The 14,842-nt window shown below is 68.6% G+C and carries 12 protein-coding genes; 5 read left to right on the forward strand and 7 right to left on the reverse strand.

Annotation, left to right across the window (positions count from 1 at the left end):
- The first annotated feature begins 38 nt into the window (after nt 1-38).
- The 4 genes from QX204_RS33595 (at nt 39) to QX204_RS33610 (ending at nt 6,128) form a co-directional block, all read left to right on the forward strand.
- The gene (locus tag QX204_RS33595; protein ID WP_301904477.1) at nt 39-3,164 is read left to right on the forward strand and encodes a circularly permuted type 2 ATP-grasp protein; all 3,126 of its coding nucleotides are present in this window, start codon (nt 39-41) and stop codon (nt 3,162-3,164) included.
- Nucleotides 3,161-4,057: a transglutaminase family protein gene (locus tag QX204_RS33600; RefSeq protein ID WP_301904478.1), complete on the forward strand. Its 897-nt coding sequence runs from the start codon at nt 3,161-3,163 to the stop codon at nt 4,055-4,057. Before QX204_RS33595 ends, QX204_RS33600 begins: the two co-directional genes overlap by 4 nt.
- A 3-nt stretch (nt 4,058-4,060) precedes the next feature.
- A complete protein-coding gene (locus tag QX204_RS33605; protein WP_301904480.1) occupies nt 4,061-5,119 on the forward strand; it encodes a zinc-binding metallopeptidase family protein in 1,059 nt (352 codons plus the stop codon).
- 127 nt (nt 5,120-5,246) lie between these two features.
- Nucleotides 5,247-6,128, forward strand: a complete 882-nt coding sequence (locus QX204_RS33610; RefSeq protein WP_301904481.1) for a bile acid:sodium symporter family protein — start codon at nt 5,247-5,249, stop codon at nt 6,126-6,128.
- A gap of 1 nt (nt 6,129) precedes the next feature.
- On the opposite strand, the gene QX204_RS33615 is transcribed toward QX204_RS33610, so the two are convergent.
- The 7 genes from QX204_RS33615 to QX204_RS33645 form a co-directional block, all read right to left on the reverse strand.
- On the reverse strand, nt 6,130-6,921 hold the full coding sequence (locus QX204_RS33615; RefSeq protein ID WP_301904482.1) for an ABC transporter ATP-binding protein: 792 nt from the start codon (nt 6,919-6,921) through the stop codon (nt 6,130-6,132).
- Nucleotides 6,918-7,976: a taurine ABC transporter substrate-binding protein gene (locus QX204_RS33620; protein WP_301904483.1), complete on the reverse strand. Its 1,059-nt coding sequence runs from the start codon at nt 7,974-7,976 to the stop codon at nt 6,918-6,920. The genes QX204_RS33615 and QX204_RS33620 overlap by 4 nt, the downstream gene beginning before the upstream one ends.
- Entirely contained in the window at nt 7,973-8,758 is a 786-nt protein-coding gene (locus QX204_RS33625; protein WP_301908203.1) for an ABC transporter permease, read from the reverse strand. Before QX204_RS33625 ends, QX204_RS33620 begins: the two co-directional genes overlap by 4 nt.
- 212 nt (nt 8,759-8,970) lie before the next feature.
- A complete protein-coding gene (locus tag QX204_RS33630; protein ID WP_301904484.1) occupies nt 8,971-9,687 on the reverse strand; it encodes a type 1 glutamine amidotransferase in 717 nt (238 codons plus the stop codon).
- Nucleotides 9,684-10,919: a MurT ligase domain-containing protein gene (locus tag QX204_RS33635; protein WP_301904485.1), complete on the reverse strand. Its 1,236-nt coding sequence runs from the start codon at nt 10,917-10,919 to the stop codon at nt 9,684-9,686. The genes QX204_RS33630 and QX204_RS33635 overlap by 4 nt, the downstream gene beginning before the upstream one ends.
- 63 nt (nt 10,920-10,982) lie before the next feature.
- Nucleotides 10,983-12,737, reverse strand: coding sequence for a hydroxysqualene dehydroxylase (locus QX204_RS33640; RefSeq protein WP_301904486.1), 1,755 nt, complete (start codon nt 12,735-12,737; stop codon nt 10,983-10,985).
- A gap of 186 nt (nt 12,738-12,923) precedes the next feature.
- Nucleotides 12,924-13,850, reverse strand: a complete 927-nt coding sequence (locus QX204_RS33645; protein WP_301904488.1) for an EamA family transporter — start codon at nt 13,848-13,850, stop codon at nt 12,924-12,926.
- A 71-nt stretch (nt 13,851-13,921) separates the two neighbouring features.
- Here QX204_RS33645 and QX204_RS33650 point away from each other — a divergent pair, with 71 nt between their 5' ends.
- A complete protein-coding gene (locus QX204_RS33650; RefSeq protein WP_301904489.1) occupies nt 13,922-14,821 on the forward strand; it encodes a LysR family transcriptional regulator in 900 nt (299 codons plus the stop codon).
- The last annotated feature ends 21 nt before the right edge of the window (nt 14,822-14,842 follow it).

Below are 14,842 nucleotides of genomic sequence, written 5' to 3' on the forward strand. Positions count from 1 at the left end.
GTCATTTGGCGCCAGCCGCAATCAACACAGGAGGCTCGGTGGCTCAGCGCGACGAAGCGCAACGGGGTGGGAATCGGCAGGGATCGGGCGTACGCGCCCAGGTCGCCGAGCAGTTCGCGCGGTATCGGGCCGACAGTTCGGCGGATTCGCGCTTCGACGAGTGCGGCAGGCCGACCACGGGCTATTACGACGAGTTGGTCGACGGGCGCGGGCGGGTGCGATCGATGTGGTCGGAGCTGTCCGCCGACTTCATCGATCAGGGGATCGGCGGGATCGATCGGATCGATCACCGGGTGCGCAGGCAGATCGAGGACGACGGCGTCACCTACACCGAGGTCGGTCTCGGCGGCGAGGACGACACCGCGATACCGCAACCGTGGCGCCTCGACCCGATCCCGCTGCTGGTCTCGGCCGAGGACTGGACCCGCCTGGAAACCGGGCTGGTGCAGCGCTCGCTGGTGCTCGACGAGGTGCTCACCGATGTGTACGGCCCGCGCCGACTGCTGAGCTCGGGTCTGTTACCGCCGGAGGTGGTGTTCGGCAATACCGGGTACGTACGGGCAGCGCACGGCATCACGATCCCCGGCACCCACCAACTGTTCCTGCATGCCTGTGACATCAGCCGGTGGAGTGACGGGCAGTTCCGGGTGCTGGCCGACTGGGCGCAGGCTCCGTCGGGCGCCGGGTACGCACTGGCCGATCGGCGCGTGGTGGCCTCGGCGATTCCCGAGGCTTTCGAGCACGCGGGGCCGCGTCCGCTCAGCCCGTTCGCCAGGGCCATGCGGTTGATGCTCGAGGAGGCCGCGCCCGAGCTGGCCGACGAGGAAGAGCCGGTCGTCGTCGTGCTCAGCCCGGGTTCGCATTCCGAAACCGCTTTCGACCAGGCCTATCTCGCCCAGATGCTCGGTTTTCCGCTGGTCGAGAGCTCTGATCTGGTGGTGCGCGACGGCGCGCTCTGGATGCGCTCGCTCGGCAGCTTGGAACGCGTCGACGTGGTGCTGCGGCGCGTCGACGCCGAATTCTCCGACCCGCTGGATCTGCGACCCGATTCGCGGCTGGGTGTGGTGGGTTTGGTCGAGGTGCTGCGCCGCGGTGCGGTGACGGTGGTGAACACCCTCGGCAGCGGGCTGCTGGAATCGCCCGCGCTGAGCCCGTTCCTGCCGCGCATCGCCCGCTCGGTACTCGGCGAGGATCTGCTGCTCGACGCCACCCCGGCCTACTGGGGCGGCGACGACACCGAGCGCGCGCATCTGGTGTCGCACGTCGGTGATCTGGTGCTGCGCTCCGCCGTCGACGGCTCCACGATCTTCGGACCGAGCCTGTCGGCGGCCGAACGCGCCGACCTCGCCGCCCGGATCGAGGTCGAACGATGGAAGTGGGTGGGGCAGGAACCCGCCGAGTTCTCGGTCGCGCCCGCGGTCGACGGTCCGGCGGGATTGGCGCCCGCACCGGTCGGCATGCGGTTGTTCTCGCTGGCAAGGCGGGGCGGCTACACAGCGATGTCGGGCGGACTCGGCCAGCAACGCATGCGGCTCGAACCGACCCGCAGCGTGATCAAGGTGGCGGCCAAGGACGTGTGGGTCCGCGCGGCTCCGGCCGCCGTGCCCGCGGTGGGTTCCGAGGCGCCGCCGGAGGAACGGTTGCGCAGGGCGATGCCGGTCGTCGAGGCGGTCAGTTCACCGCGTGTGCTCAACGACCTGTTCTGGATGGGCCGCTACAGCGAACGCGCCGAGTCGGTGGTCCGTTTGCTCGCCGCCACCCATGACGTCTACCAGGACTACCGCTACCGACCCTGGCTGGACGGCGCCGAAGCGTTGCCGATCCTCATGCGCGCCCTGTCGATCACCACGGGCACCGTCGCTCCACAGTCGGTGCTGCCCAACGGAATCGGTCAGTTGACAGCGGTGCGGTCCGATGCTGCCGCTGCTGCGGAAGATTCGAATACCGATGCTGCGCCAGATGATTCGGTAGATGTCGAAGAGCCCGCACACGACGCTCCGTCATCGAGCGACGCCGACGCAACGGACGTAGCGCGTGACGACGCTCCGTCCCAGCCGATGGCAGCGCAGTCGTCGGAGCAGAGCCAGAGCGTCGGCCGAGATCGATCCACAGCTGGTGAGCCGGAAGCCGATTCCGGGGTCGATGAGGCGGAAGCGCCGTGGGAGCGGGCGGGAACCAGTGCGTTGGCGCGCGCGTTGCGCACCACCGGTGTCACGCCCGAACGTGGTCCGGAGCCGGTTCCCGACCCCGAGCCAGAGCCGGTTCTCGCTCGGTCGCGGCAGGCGCAGGGCCAGTTCACCCATCGCGCGATGGATTCCAGCGGTCAAGAAGGCGTAGCCGCGCGACGGGCGGTCGCGGGGGCCTCGGCCGAGGGATTCCAGTACCTGGCCTCGGTGACCGGCGACCGTGAGCTGGCCGGGTCGTTGTCGTACGCGGTGGATCACTACGGGTCCGCCGCGCGGGCGGTGCGCGATCAGCTCTCCGGTGACACCTGGATGATCGTCGGTGCCGTCGATCGCGCGCTGGCCGAATTCCGCAGTGCCAGTACCGAACAGGAGACAGCGCTGTCGGCGGTGCATTCGCTGACGCTGTCGGCGTTGCTGTCGCTGTCGGGGATCGGGGCGGAGTCGATGGTGCGCGACACCGGCTGGTACGTCATGGATATCGGCAAGCGGATCGAGCGTGGGCTCGCCGTGACGTCGTTGATCAATGCCGCACTGGGACGGCGGAGTTCGGCCGAGGCGCAAGGCGTGGTCGCCGAGGCAGTGCTCATCGCGACCGAGTCGGCGGTGAGTTACCGTCGCCGCCATCGCGGTGCGCCGCGCGTGGCCGCGCTGGCGGGATTGCTGCTGTTCGATGCGGGCAATCCGCGTTCGCTGATCTATCAGCTCGACCGTCTCGAGGCCGATTTCCAGGCACTGCCGGGTGGTTCGGGCGTCTCGCGTCCGCAGCGGCTGCTCGCCGACGCCCAGCGCATGCTGCGCCGCGTCGACCCGGCAGACCTGGAGAACACCGACGACGACGGCGTACGGACCGAGCTGGTGGACCTGCTGGAGGGGGTGCACTTGCGACTGCGCAAGCTGGCCGAATCGTTCGAAACCACCAAACTCGCTGTCCCGGCGGGTATCCAGCCCCTCTGGGGTAACACCAGGATGGTCGGATGACCCGGCGATACATGGTGGTGCACCGCACCACCTACAGCTACTCCGACGAGGTGACCAGCTCCTACGGTCGCGCGTACCTCACCCCGCGCGAGTACCCGGGCCAGCGCTTGCTCGAGCACGAGATCTACATCGACCCCGTCCCCTCGGACCGCTCGGTGGGCACCGACGTCTACGGCAACACCACCACGTACTTCCATGTGACCTCCGAGCATCGCAATCTCGAGGTCACCGGCGAGTCCCTGGTCGATGTCGACGGCGAGCACCCGGAGAGCTTGCCGGGCGTCGATATGGCGTGGGAGGCAGCGCGTCCGAGCACCGCCACCGGACCGCTCGCCGTCGAGTTCACCCTCGACCTGCTCCCGCCCGAGATCACCCCCGACGTGATCGTCTACGCGGCGCAGAGTTTCCCGCCGGGCAGGCCGCTGCTCGAAGCCGTCACCGAGCTGAACACACGCATCCACCACGACTTCCAGTACCGCTCGGGCTCCACCACGGTGAGCACCAGCGTGGCCGATGTGTTCGCCGCCCGTGAAGGCGTCTGCCAGGACTTCGCCCGGATCGGCGCGGCCTGCCTGCGCTCGCAGGGCCTGGCCGCCCGCTACGTCTCCGGCTACCTCGCCACCGACCCGCCGCCGGGCAAGGAGCGCATGGTCGGCGTGGACGCCACGCACGCCTGGGCGGCGGTGTGGTTGCCCGGAACCGACGACGCCGATCGCACCGGCCGCTGGATCGCCTTCGACCCCACCAACGACCAGTTCGCCGACGAGCGGTACGTGACGGTGGCGTGGGGCCGCGATTACCAGGACGTTCCGCCGCTACGTGGCATCATCTACACCGATGCCAAGCAGTCCACAATCAAGGTGTCGGTCGATGTAGCTCCGGTGGAGGTGTAGTTCGTGCGTGACTTCGTTTGTCCGAATTGTGGGCAGCAGCTGGCTTTCGAGAACTCGGTCTGCCTGTCGTGCCGCAGCGCACTGGGTTTCAGCCTCGGCGAGCGTGCGCTGGTGGTGATCGGCGACCCGCCCGGTGACGAGGCGATCGACCACGTGGCGGGCGTCGTCGACAGCGACCGCTTCCGCCTGTGCGACAACCTGCATGTGGCGCAGTGCAACTGGCTGGTCGACGGCGACGCGTCCGGCCCCGGTCTGTGCGTGTCGTGCAAGCTCACCAGGACGCGGCCCAACAATTCCGACAAAGTCGGGCTCGCCGAGTTCGCCGAAGCCGAGAAGGCCAAACGGCGATTGATCTTCGAACTGGTCGAGCTGGGTCTGCCGATCGTCGGCCGGGAGGAAGACCCCGAGCAGGGACTGGCCTTCGATCTGTTGTCCAGCCGCGCCGACGATGTGATCACCGGCCATATGAACGGTGTGATCACCCTCGACCTGGCCGAAGCCGACGATCCGCACCGCGAGCAGTTGCGCGTCGAGATGGCCGAGCCGTATCGCACGCTGCTCGGTCACTTCCGGCACGAGATCGGGCACTACTACTTCCCCGTGCTCGTCGCCGAGGACGCGGCGCTACAACGCTTTCGCGAGCTGTTCGGCGACCCCTTCGCCGACTATCAGGAAGCGCTCGACCGCCATTACTCGCAGGGCGCGCCCAAGGGCTGGAAGAGCGACTACGTCTCCTCCTACGCCACGATGCACGCCGCCGAGGACTGGGCCGAGACCTTCGCTCACTACCTGCATATCCGCGACACCCTCGATACCGCGGCGGCGTTCGGTATCGCGCCCGCGGGCGCGACGCTGGACCGTCCGCAGGTCGGTCGGGCCGGGTTCGACAAGATCATCGAGCTCTGGTTGCCACTGACCTGGTCGCTGAACATGGTCAACCGCTCGATGGGCCGCGACGATCTCTACCCCTTCGTGCTGCCCGAGCAGGTGTTGGAGAAGATGCGGTTCGTCCACGAGCTGTGCAACGGCAGTCAGACCACTGTGCTGGAGGCCGTCGTGTAGACGCGGCAACGCATCGTCGATTTCGCTGCGACGAACGTCACAACTGGCTACGCTGCGAGATTGAGACCGAAGCGTCTCAATCCGGTCGGTACCTCGACTCGGACTGCTCGACGAGAAGTGTGTGGCTATGAACTCTCCACTGGTATCAGTCGGACTGCCGTTGGCGCTGGCGGTGATCATGTTCGGCCTCGGGCTCTCGCTCACCGGCGCCGACTTCGCCCGCATCGCGAAGACGCCGCGCATCGTCGCCATCGCGCTGGTCTGCCAATTGCTGGTGCTCCCGGTGGTCGCGTTCGGCCTGGTGCTGCTGTTCGACCTGACGCCGATTCTGGCGGTCGGCATGATGCTGCTCGCCGCCTCGCCCGGCGGGACGACAGCGAACCTGTTCAGTCACCTGTTCCGTGGCGACGTGGCGCTCAATGTGTCGCTCACCGCGGTCAATTCGATCATCGCGGTCGTCACGGTGCCGCTGGTGACGAACTTCGCCATCGGCTACTTCGAGCCGAGCGGTGAGGACGGCTCGGTCGGTCTGCAGCTGAGCAAGGTCGTCCAGGTGTTCGCCATCGTGCTGGTTCCGGTCGGCCTCGGCATGCTGGTGCGCCGCTGGTCGACGGAGTTCGCGGATCGGATGGACAAACCGGTGCGCATCGGGTCGGCGATCACGCTGCTGCTGGTGATCGTCGGCACCATCGTCAGCGAGCACGAGACGCTGGCTGACTCGCTCGCCGACGTCGGCGCCATCACCGTCGTGTTCTGCCTGATCAGCCTGACGGTCGGCTACTACCTGCCGCGCCTGCTCGGCGTCGCCGACCGCCAGGCCATCGCCTGCTCGTTCGAGGTCGGCATCCACAACAGCACGATCGCCATCACCATCGCGATCAGTGTGCTCGACAGCACCGAAATGGCCGTTCCCGCCGCGGTGTACGGCGTGCTGATGTTCCCGCTCGCCGGGCTCGTCGGCTGGCTCATCACCCGTGGACAGGTGCGGTCAGCGGTCGCCGCCGAGTGAGTCAGGCGTGCGCCGCGTAGATGTGGCGGGCCAATTCGTCTCGGAGGGCACTGAACTCGGGGTCGGCACGGATCGTAGCGAAGTCGGCGCCCGCCTCGAAGGTGGGCGTGACGTCGTGCACGATCCGGCCGGGCTCGGTGCCCATCACCAGGATTCGGGTGCCGAGCAGAATCGCTTCCTCGATGCCGTGGGTGACGAACAGCACCGTCTTGCGGCGATCGCGCCACAGGGTGAGCAGCTCGCGCTGGAGTCGTTCCCTGGTCAACGCGTCGAGGGCGCCGAAGGGCTCGTCCATGAGCACGATGCCGGGATCGTTGATCAGTACGCGGGCGATCTGCGCGCGCTGCTGCTGGCCGCCGGAGAGCTCGTAGGGCTTGCGGTCGCCGAGCTGGTCGAGTCCGACCAGCTCCAGCAGTCGCTGCGCCTCGGCCCGCCGCGTCTGCTTCGACACCCCACGGACTCTGGGACCGAACTCGACATTGCCGCGGACCGAGAGCCAGGGGTAGAGATTCGCCTGCTGGAAGACCACGCCGCGGTCGGGATCGGGCCCGTCGACCACCCGATCGCCGACCCGCACCGCACCCGAGGTGGGTGGGAGGAATCCGGCGAGGATGTTCAGCAGGGTGGACTTGCCGCATCCGGAAGGGCCGATGACGCAGACGAATTCGCCGGGTTCGATGGTGAGGTCGGTCGGCGCGAGCACCACGACATCGCCGTCGGGACCGGGGTAGCTCTTGCTCACCCCGGTCAACGTCACCCGCTCGGCGTCGGCGGCCACCGGCCCCGCGGTCACGAGCCCGCGCCCGCCGCGGCGGTGGCGGAGATGCCGTCGCGGTACTGCTGATCGGTGCCGACCGCGGCGATGCCGCCCTGGCTCAACAGGAATCGCGCGGTACCGGCGAGGTCCGCGCTGAAGCCGCCGCCCAGGTACTTCGCGCCTGCCTGCTCGGCGGCGGGCAGGTACTGGTAGCCCGCCAGCTGCGGAACGACCTTGTCGGGGGCGATACCGAGCTGCGCGCCGATCGACACCGCGGCCTCGGCCTGCTGATTCTTCAGCTGACCGACGGCGTAGTCCTGCACCTTGGCCCAGGTCTTCACGAACGCGGCATTGTCGGCGAGGAACTTCTTGTCGGCGATGGCGACGTCGAAGGTCGGCGCACCGCCCGCCGCGGTCTCGGCACTGCTGGTGAGCACGGTGCCGCCCGCCGCGGTGAGCTTGGACAGCGTCGGGTCCCAGACCCAGGCCGCGTCGATCTGATTACCCTGCCACGCACCGGGAATCGCGTCCGGAGCGAGGTTGATCAGCTCCACCTTGCCGGTGAGTCCGGCCTTGTCCAGTGCGGCGAGCAAGCTGTAGTGCGAGGTGGAGCCGAAGGGCGTGGCCACCTTCTTGCCTGCCAGCCCGGCCAGCGTGGTGATCGACTTGTCGCGCACGACAAGCGATTCCGAGGTGCCGATCACATCGTGGATCCACACCACCTGCACGGGCAGGTTCAGCGGCGCCGACAGTGCCTTGGTCGCCGGGCTCGAACCGAGCGTGCCGATGTCGAGTCCGCCCGCGCCGAAGGCCTGCACCACATCGGCGCCGGAGGAGAACTGGCTCCAGGTGATCTTCGCGTTCGGCAGGCACGCCTGCAGCAGGTTGCGGTCCTTCACCACCAGATCGCCGTTGGGGATGGCTTGGAAGCCGAGGCGAACGGTGCTGGTCACGCCCGGATCGGCGGCGAACGGGCAGCTCGCGGCGGCGCCGGTGTCCGCACGCCCCGATTCCACGCAGCCCGCGGTGACAGCGACAACGGCGGAGAGCGCGGCCGAGGTCGCGACGACCCTGCGCAGTGCGGTTTTCATACTTTGCCTTTCCATGGAACAGCTCGGGCGCCGATGAACACGATCACCGCGTCCAGCAGCATCGCCGCCACGCCGATCACGATGATGCAGGCGATGGTGAGCGGCGTATTCAGTTGCGTGCCCGCGATATACGCGAGTCCGCCGATACCGGGGATGCCGTTGTTGAGTTCGGCGGCGACGACCGTGGTCCAGGCGAAAGCCGTCGCGATGCGGATGCCGCTGATCACATCGGGCAGGGTCGCGGGCAGTACGACGAGTGAAATGACCTGCGCGCGACCGGCGCCCAGTGAGCGCGCCGCGTTGAGGTAGTCCTGTTTGACGCCGAGTACGCCGTCGAGCGTCGCGATGACGATCGGCGGGAACGCGGCGAGGAACAGCAGCCAGATCTTGGCGGTGTCGCCGATGCCGAACCACACGATGAGCAGACCGATGTAACCCAGCGGCGGCAGGGCGCGCAGAAAATTCAGGATCGGCTCGGTGACCCACCGCACCGGCGCGACCATGCCCATCACGAACCCGACCAGCGGCCCGACGATGATCGCCGCACCCACCCCGATCGCGATCCGCTGCAGACTGGCCAGCAGGTGTTCCCAGAGGTAGTAGTTCTGCTCACCGACAACGAACCGGTCGACGCCGTCGGCGATCCGATGCGTGGAATTGGCCCGTACGAAGGCATCCCAGACCGCGCGCGGCGAGGGCAGATACAGCGGGTCGACCAACCCGGCCGCCGTCACCACTGTCCACGCGACCAGCACGCCGCTGAGGGCCACCACCGCGGCCAGCGCCGAACCACCCCGCCGCGGCGTCTTCGCAGAGGTGGGTTTCGGACCGGCCGCCTCGTCGGCGTCCACGGTCGACACCACTGCGGTCACCCAGCGCTCCTCACCTCCGGTGCCGCGGCGGATGCGCCGAGCACTGCGAGGGGAGACGCTATCGGCGCAGCTAGCCGTCCAGGGAGGTTAAAAGTCGCGCTGAGCGAAAGTCGGCTCGGCGGTCAGGCGCGCAGGCGCTCCTTGCGGAGTCGGTCCACCTCGGGGAGGTCGAGGGGGGCCAGCTCGGCGGCCGGGATGCCGAGGGCCATGGCGATGAGGAGGTCGGCCAGCTCGGGGTTGCGGGCCAGCGCGGGGCCGTGCAGGTAGGTGCCGAAGACCGAACCCTGGACCACGCCCTCGGTGCCGTCACCGACACCGTTGCCGACCCCACGGGTGACGCGGGCGAGCGGGGTGGCGTCGGCACCCAGAGTCGTTCCGCCCCGGTGGTTTTCGAACCCGGTGAGGGGTGCCGCCAGCCCGGGAACGAGGGGAGTGGTGGTCACTTCGCCGATGGCGCGAATCTTCTGGGGGGAGGTGGTGACGTCGAAAAGGCTCACGCCGTCGACCTTTTCGCCCGCCGAGGTCTCGTACCAGTTGCCGAGCACCTGGATGGCGGCGCAGATGGCCAGGACCGGAGCGCCCTTGGCGGCGGCCTGCTGGAGGCCGGGGTACTTCTGGAGATGGCGGGTGGCCAGCCGCTGGGCGGAGTCCTCGGCGCCGCCGAGGGTGTAGATGTCGAAGGAGTCGGGAACGGGATCGGCGAGGGTGATGTCGATGATCTCCGCGTCGTAGCCGCGCATGCGCAGGCGTTGGCGCAGGACCAGCGCATTGCCGCCGTCGCCGTAGGTGCCCATCACGTCGGGCAGGACGAGGCCGATACGAATGGTTGACTCGCTCACTTGCGGGCCTCCAGGTCACGGTTGAGATCGCGGAACGCGGTGTAGTTGGCCAGCACCTCGACGTGCCCGGCGGGACAGGACGCGATGGCGCGCACCGGATCCGGAATGAGCGTGTGTTCGACGCCGGCATAGGTCAGGCGCACCGCGAGGTCGGTGGCGCGCTCGCCCGAGGCGACCACCTGCACGCCTTCGAAGTGCTCGAACCGCACGTCCCACAGCCACGACAGGTCCTCGCCGTCGGGCACCTGACCGTTCACCGCGATCACCAGACCGGCCGAGGTCGGCTCGATCATCGACAGCGCTTCCTGCCAGCCCGCGGGGTTCTTGGCCAGCAGCAGCCGGGCATCGTGTTCGCCGACGGTGACCGTGCGGTAGCGGCCCGCGATCTCGCGCACGGTGCCGGTGGCATCGGTCGCCTTCGCGGGCTCGGCGCCCATCGCGACCGCGGCGGCCACGGCCTGGGCCGCATTGCCGCGATTCGCGCGACCGGGCAGGGCCAGATGCAGCGGAGCGCGGAAGCCGTCGGGGCCGCACAGGTCTTCGCCCTCGAGCCACCACACCGGTTGCGGGCGGTGGAAATCGGCGCCGGTCGAGCGCCAGTTCTCGCCCTCCCAGACGATCGGCTCGCCGCTGCGCGGACAACTCGTGGCGTCGACGGCCCAGCCGCTGCCCGCCGACACCCACACCACATTCGGGTGGTCGTAGGCGATGGAGGCCACCAGCACGTCGTCACAGTTGGCGATGACGACCGCGTTCGGATGCCGCAAGAGCCCGGCGCGCAGCTTGCGCTCGATCATGTTGATCTCGCCGACCCGGTCGAGCTGGTCGCGGCTGAGATTGAGCAGCACCACGGCGGCGGGGTCGAGCGCGTCGCTCACGTGCGGCAGGTGCAGCTCGTCGACCTCGATCGCGGCCAGCGCCACTCCGGGGTGCAGGCTGAGCGCGGCCACGATGCCCGCGTCCATATTCGCGCCGTCGGCCTGGGTGGCGACATCGCCGAGCGTGCCAAGCGCGGCCGTCGTCATCCTGGTGGTGGTCGACTTGCCGTTCGTACCGGTGATCAGCACTGTTCGCCGACCGCGTCCGAGCTGCGTCATGATCGACGGATCGATCTTCAACGCGATCAGGCCGCCGATCATCGAACCCTTGCCGCGACCGGCCTTCTGCGACGCCCACGACGCTGCCGCCGCTGCTCGCAAGGCCAATCGCCCACGCACCGAGATGTCTGCCACGCCGCGAGTCTATGTGCGTACCGTCCGGGCGCGCGTGCGGGAGCGGTGTGAGCTGCGTCCGGGTCAGGCCGGGTCGTCGAAAAGGTTGGGCAGACCCTTGGCGTAGCGGTCGATGTCGAGGAGCCGCAGCGGCTCGAGTTCGGGGGTGCGGCGCAGGCGGAAAATGCGGCAGCGCTGCGCCGATGAGCCCGCCACGTCGAGCAGCGCGTTCACCGCGGCGCGGGCCGACTCGTTGGCGCCCTCCATGGTCGCCAGGTCGATGTCGGTGCGCACGTAATCACCGGCGAGGAAAAGGTTCTCGATCGATCCGTGCGGCTCCGGCCGGGCATCCCACGAGCCCGCGGTATTGATGAGCAAGGGGTCGGCATTCGCGTTGCGACTGCCCTGCCAGGTGATTCCCGGATCGAGAAACCAGGAATGCACGTCGGCGGGGCGGAGCAGTTGTTCGCGATCGTTGAGATGGCTACTCAGCTGCTCCCAGACTTCGCGGAAGATCTCCTCGTGGGTGCATTCGACGGCGGGTTTGCCGTAGAGCATTCCGGGCGAATTCCAATCGGAGATATCGACGGAAAGACAATCGGCCACCGACCCGTCGCCGAAGGACGGGAGTTTGTCGGTCCACAGCTGGTTCTGGCTGATCGAAGTGAGTGACCACGGCGAATCCACATAGGCCGTGTGTCCGCGCGAAATACGCAGTGGCGCACGGAAATAGATCTGCATTCCGTTCATCCAGTCGACGAAGAGCCGATCCGTCACGGCGAGCTCGGGCGCCACGGCGAGCACTTGCGACGACCACAATTTTCTGGCCTGTTCCACCGGCAGCGCCACCACGAAATAGTCGGCCTCGACAGTGCGCGCCCCCGTGGCATCGGTGATGCGAGCAGCGCGGATTCGTCGGTCGTGTACCTCGAGTTCGCTCACCCGCGCGCCGAGTTCGAACCGAACGCCGAGGTCGCGTAGGCGGCGTACCCACGGGTCGATCCAGGCGGTGTTGGTCGCGTTGTCGAGCACGCGGTCGAGGCCGCCGTCGTTGCCGAGGCCGAGCGGATTGCCGAGGAACTGTTCGCCCATGCTGCCGATGGTGCGGGTACTGGCCAGGTTCTCCTTGGCGGCGACCATGATGGAGGTGAGCGATCTGGACACGACCGCGCGGAACTCGTGCGAGCGCTCGTGCCCGCGCACGAAGTCGTACCAGGAGGTGTGCTCCCACTGCCCGAACCGGCGGGCATCGCAGCTGGTGTTGAACACCATCAGCCGGTTGGCGAAGAACATGCCCTCCGCCGCCGACATCCTGGCGGTCGTGGCGATGGTGGCGGCCAGCGTTTCCCTGATCGAATCCGGGGTGGCCTGCGCGGCGGTGATGCCGTCGGGCAGGGCGAGCAGGATGTCGTCGCCGTCGCGACGCGAGAACCTGGCCTCCGGCACCGAGACGAGGTTGTTCCACACGCCGTCGGCATTGCCGGCGAACGGAATTCGGCGCATCGTGTCGGGCAGGTTCTGATAGAAGCCGGGGAAGAAGCGGAACCCGTGCTCGCCGGGCAGATCGGGTCTGCCGTCGCGGCCGGTGCCGGGCACGCCCATGCTGCGCGCCTTGCCGCCCAGCGCGCGCGCCTCGTACACGGTGACCTCGAACCCGCGCTCGGCCAATTCGTGGGCGGCGGTCAGCCCGGCGACACCGCCGCCGAGGACGGCGACCCGTCGACCGGGCGGCGCGGCGAATCCCGGCGCTCCCGCTACGGCCCCCGCCGATATCACCCCCGCTGCGACCGTGCCGCGAAGTAGGTTCCTCCGCGAAACGGACCACCGCTGTTCCGCCATACGCTGTTCAGCTGCCTTGCTCGAGTATTGCCTGGGATTTGCTATCACTCTAGAGCGCGGCGAAGACCTGGCTGTATCGACCTGTGCGTCGTTCGCGAGCTCGAAACCGACCGGTCGCACGACAACCGCATCGGCGACCGGTCACATGCTAGCCAGAGCCCGAGTGATCGTGGGTCGAATTCGGGTTCAGGCTCGGGCGAATTCGGGAGTGGGGGCGGGCGACGCTACCTTCGTGAGCCCCCGGCCGGTAGTGGCCGCGAAGGCCCCCGCGATCACGATCGCCCCGCCGACCAGCGCGGCCACCGACGGCTGCTCGTCGAGAACCGCCCAGGCGGCCGCGATGCCGACCACCGGCACGAGCAGCGACAACGGCGCGACCGTCCCCGCGGGGTAGCGGCTCATCAGGTAGGTCCACAGGCCGGATCCGCAGACGGTGGCGAGGACGGCGATGTAGGTGAGCGCGGCCAACGCGGGCAGGCCGTCGGCGGAGAACGCGGTGCCGATCGCGCGGAAACCGGTTCCAGGGCCCTCGACAACCATCGACAGCGCCAGCATCGGCAGCACCGGGACCACCGACATCCACAGCGTCAGGTGCATCGGGTTGTAGCCGGGGGAATCGGCGCCGGCCTGGCGGGCGCCGATATTGCCGAACGCCCAGCCGAGGCCGCCTGCCAGGGTCAACAGGACGGGCAGCAGGGTGGCATGGGCCATCCGATCGGCGCCGATCACCACCATGCCGAGCACGGCGACGGCGAGGCCCGCCATCTGCACGGGCCGCAACCGCTCGCGCAGCAGGACCGCGCCGAGCACCACCGTGAACGGCGCCGACGACTGCAGCACCAGCGACGCGAGACCGGTCGGCATCCCGGTGCGCATCGCGGTGAACAGGAAAGCGAACTGCAGGATGCCGAAGCCGGTGCCGTAGAGCAGCAGCCAGCGGGTGCGCACGGCGGGGCGCGGGATGAAGATCAGCACGGGGATCGCGATCACGGCGAAGCGCAGTGCGACGAAGAAGAAGGGCGGGAAGTGGTCGAGGCCGATGCGGATGGCCAGGAAGTTCAGGCCCCAGAGCACGACGACGGTCAGTCCGAGCAGGCGGTCACGGGAGGTCACGCCCTTATCGTGCGGGCCGCTAAAGATCAGCACAATCGAATAAATATGGATGGATAACGTAGTTTTACTTCATGTTCTCGATCGAGCGATTGCGGATTCTGCGCGAGCTGGCCGACCGTGGCACGGTCGCCGCCGTCGCCGAGGTGCTGTCGATGACGCCGTCGGCGGTCTCGCAGCAGTTGAAGGTGCTGGCCAGGGAGGCCGGGGTCGCGCTGCTCGAACCGGATGGGCGGCGGGTGCGGCTCACCGACGCGGGGCAGGCGCTGGTGTTGCGGGCCGACGACGTGCTCGCCGCGATGGAGCGGGCCACCGCGGAGATGGCCCACTATCGGGGCTCGCCGCGCGGGCAGGTGCGGGTGGCGTCGTTCCCGTCCGGTGCCGCGCTGCTGCTGCCGCCCGTGCTGGCCACGCTGGCCGCCGGCGGGGTCGAGCTGGTGGCGGGCGACGAGGACCTGCCGCCGAGCGAGGCGTCGAAACTGCTGGCCGACTACGACATCGTGCTCACCCATCGCGACGAACGCGCGCCCTCGCTGTCCGCGCCGCGGCTGGCGGCGCGGGTGCTGATGCGCGAGCCGATCGATGTCGTTGTCGCGCCAAATCATCCGCTGGCCGGGCGGTCTTCGGTGCGTCCGGAAGAACTCGCCGACGAGACCTGGGTGAGCGTGCGCGGTGGGTTCCCGGTCGACGATGTGCTCGAATCCATCGCCACCGTCACCGGGGTGCGGCCACGCATCGCGCAGCGGCTCAACGAGTTCCGGGTGATCGAGACGCTCGTGGCCTCCGGCTACGGTGTCGCGCTGATGCCGCGGTACGCCGTAGCCCACCCCGACCTGTCGGTACTACCGCTGGCCGGGGTCCGGGCGGCCCGGATCTACGAGATCATCACCCGCCCGCAGGCGCACCGCAGCCCGGCCGTCGCCACGGTGCTCGACGCGTTCGAGGCCGCGGCGCGCGAAGTCGTCGCGCGGTGACGGATCCGCGCACCGAGAATC

It is taken from the genome of Nocardia sp. PE-7 (genome assembly GCF_030486425.1).
Taxonomy (GTDB): domain Bacteria; phylum Actinomycetota; class Actinomycetes; order Mycobacteriales; family Mycobacteriaceae; genus Nocardia; species Nocardia salmonicida_A.

Excerpts from the sequence above, each read along its gene's own strand:
- QX204_RS33600 (WP_301904478.1), top strand. The coding sequence starts at position 3,161 with ATGACCCGGCGATACATGGTGGTGCACCGCACCACCTACAGCTACTCC.
- QX204_RS33620 (WP_301904483.1), bottom strand. The coding sequence starts at position 7,976 with ATGAAAACCGCACTGCGCAGGGTCGTCGCGACCTCGGCCGCGCTCTCC.
- QX204_RS33610 (WP_301904481.1), top strand. The coding sequence starts at position 5,247 with ATGAACTCTCCACTGGTATCAGTCGGACTGCCGTTGGCGCTGGCGGTG.
- QX204_RS33640 (WP_301904486.1), bottom strand. The coding sequence starts at position 12,737 with ATGGCGGAACAGCGGTGGTCCGTTTCGCGGAGGAACCTACTTCGCGGC.
- QX204_RS33650 (WP_301904489.1), top strand. The coding sequence starts at position 13,922 with ATGTTCTCGATCGAGCGATTGCGGATTCTGCGCGAGCTGGCCGACCGT.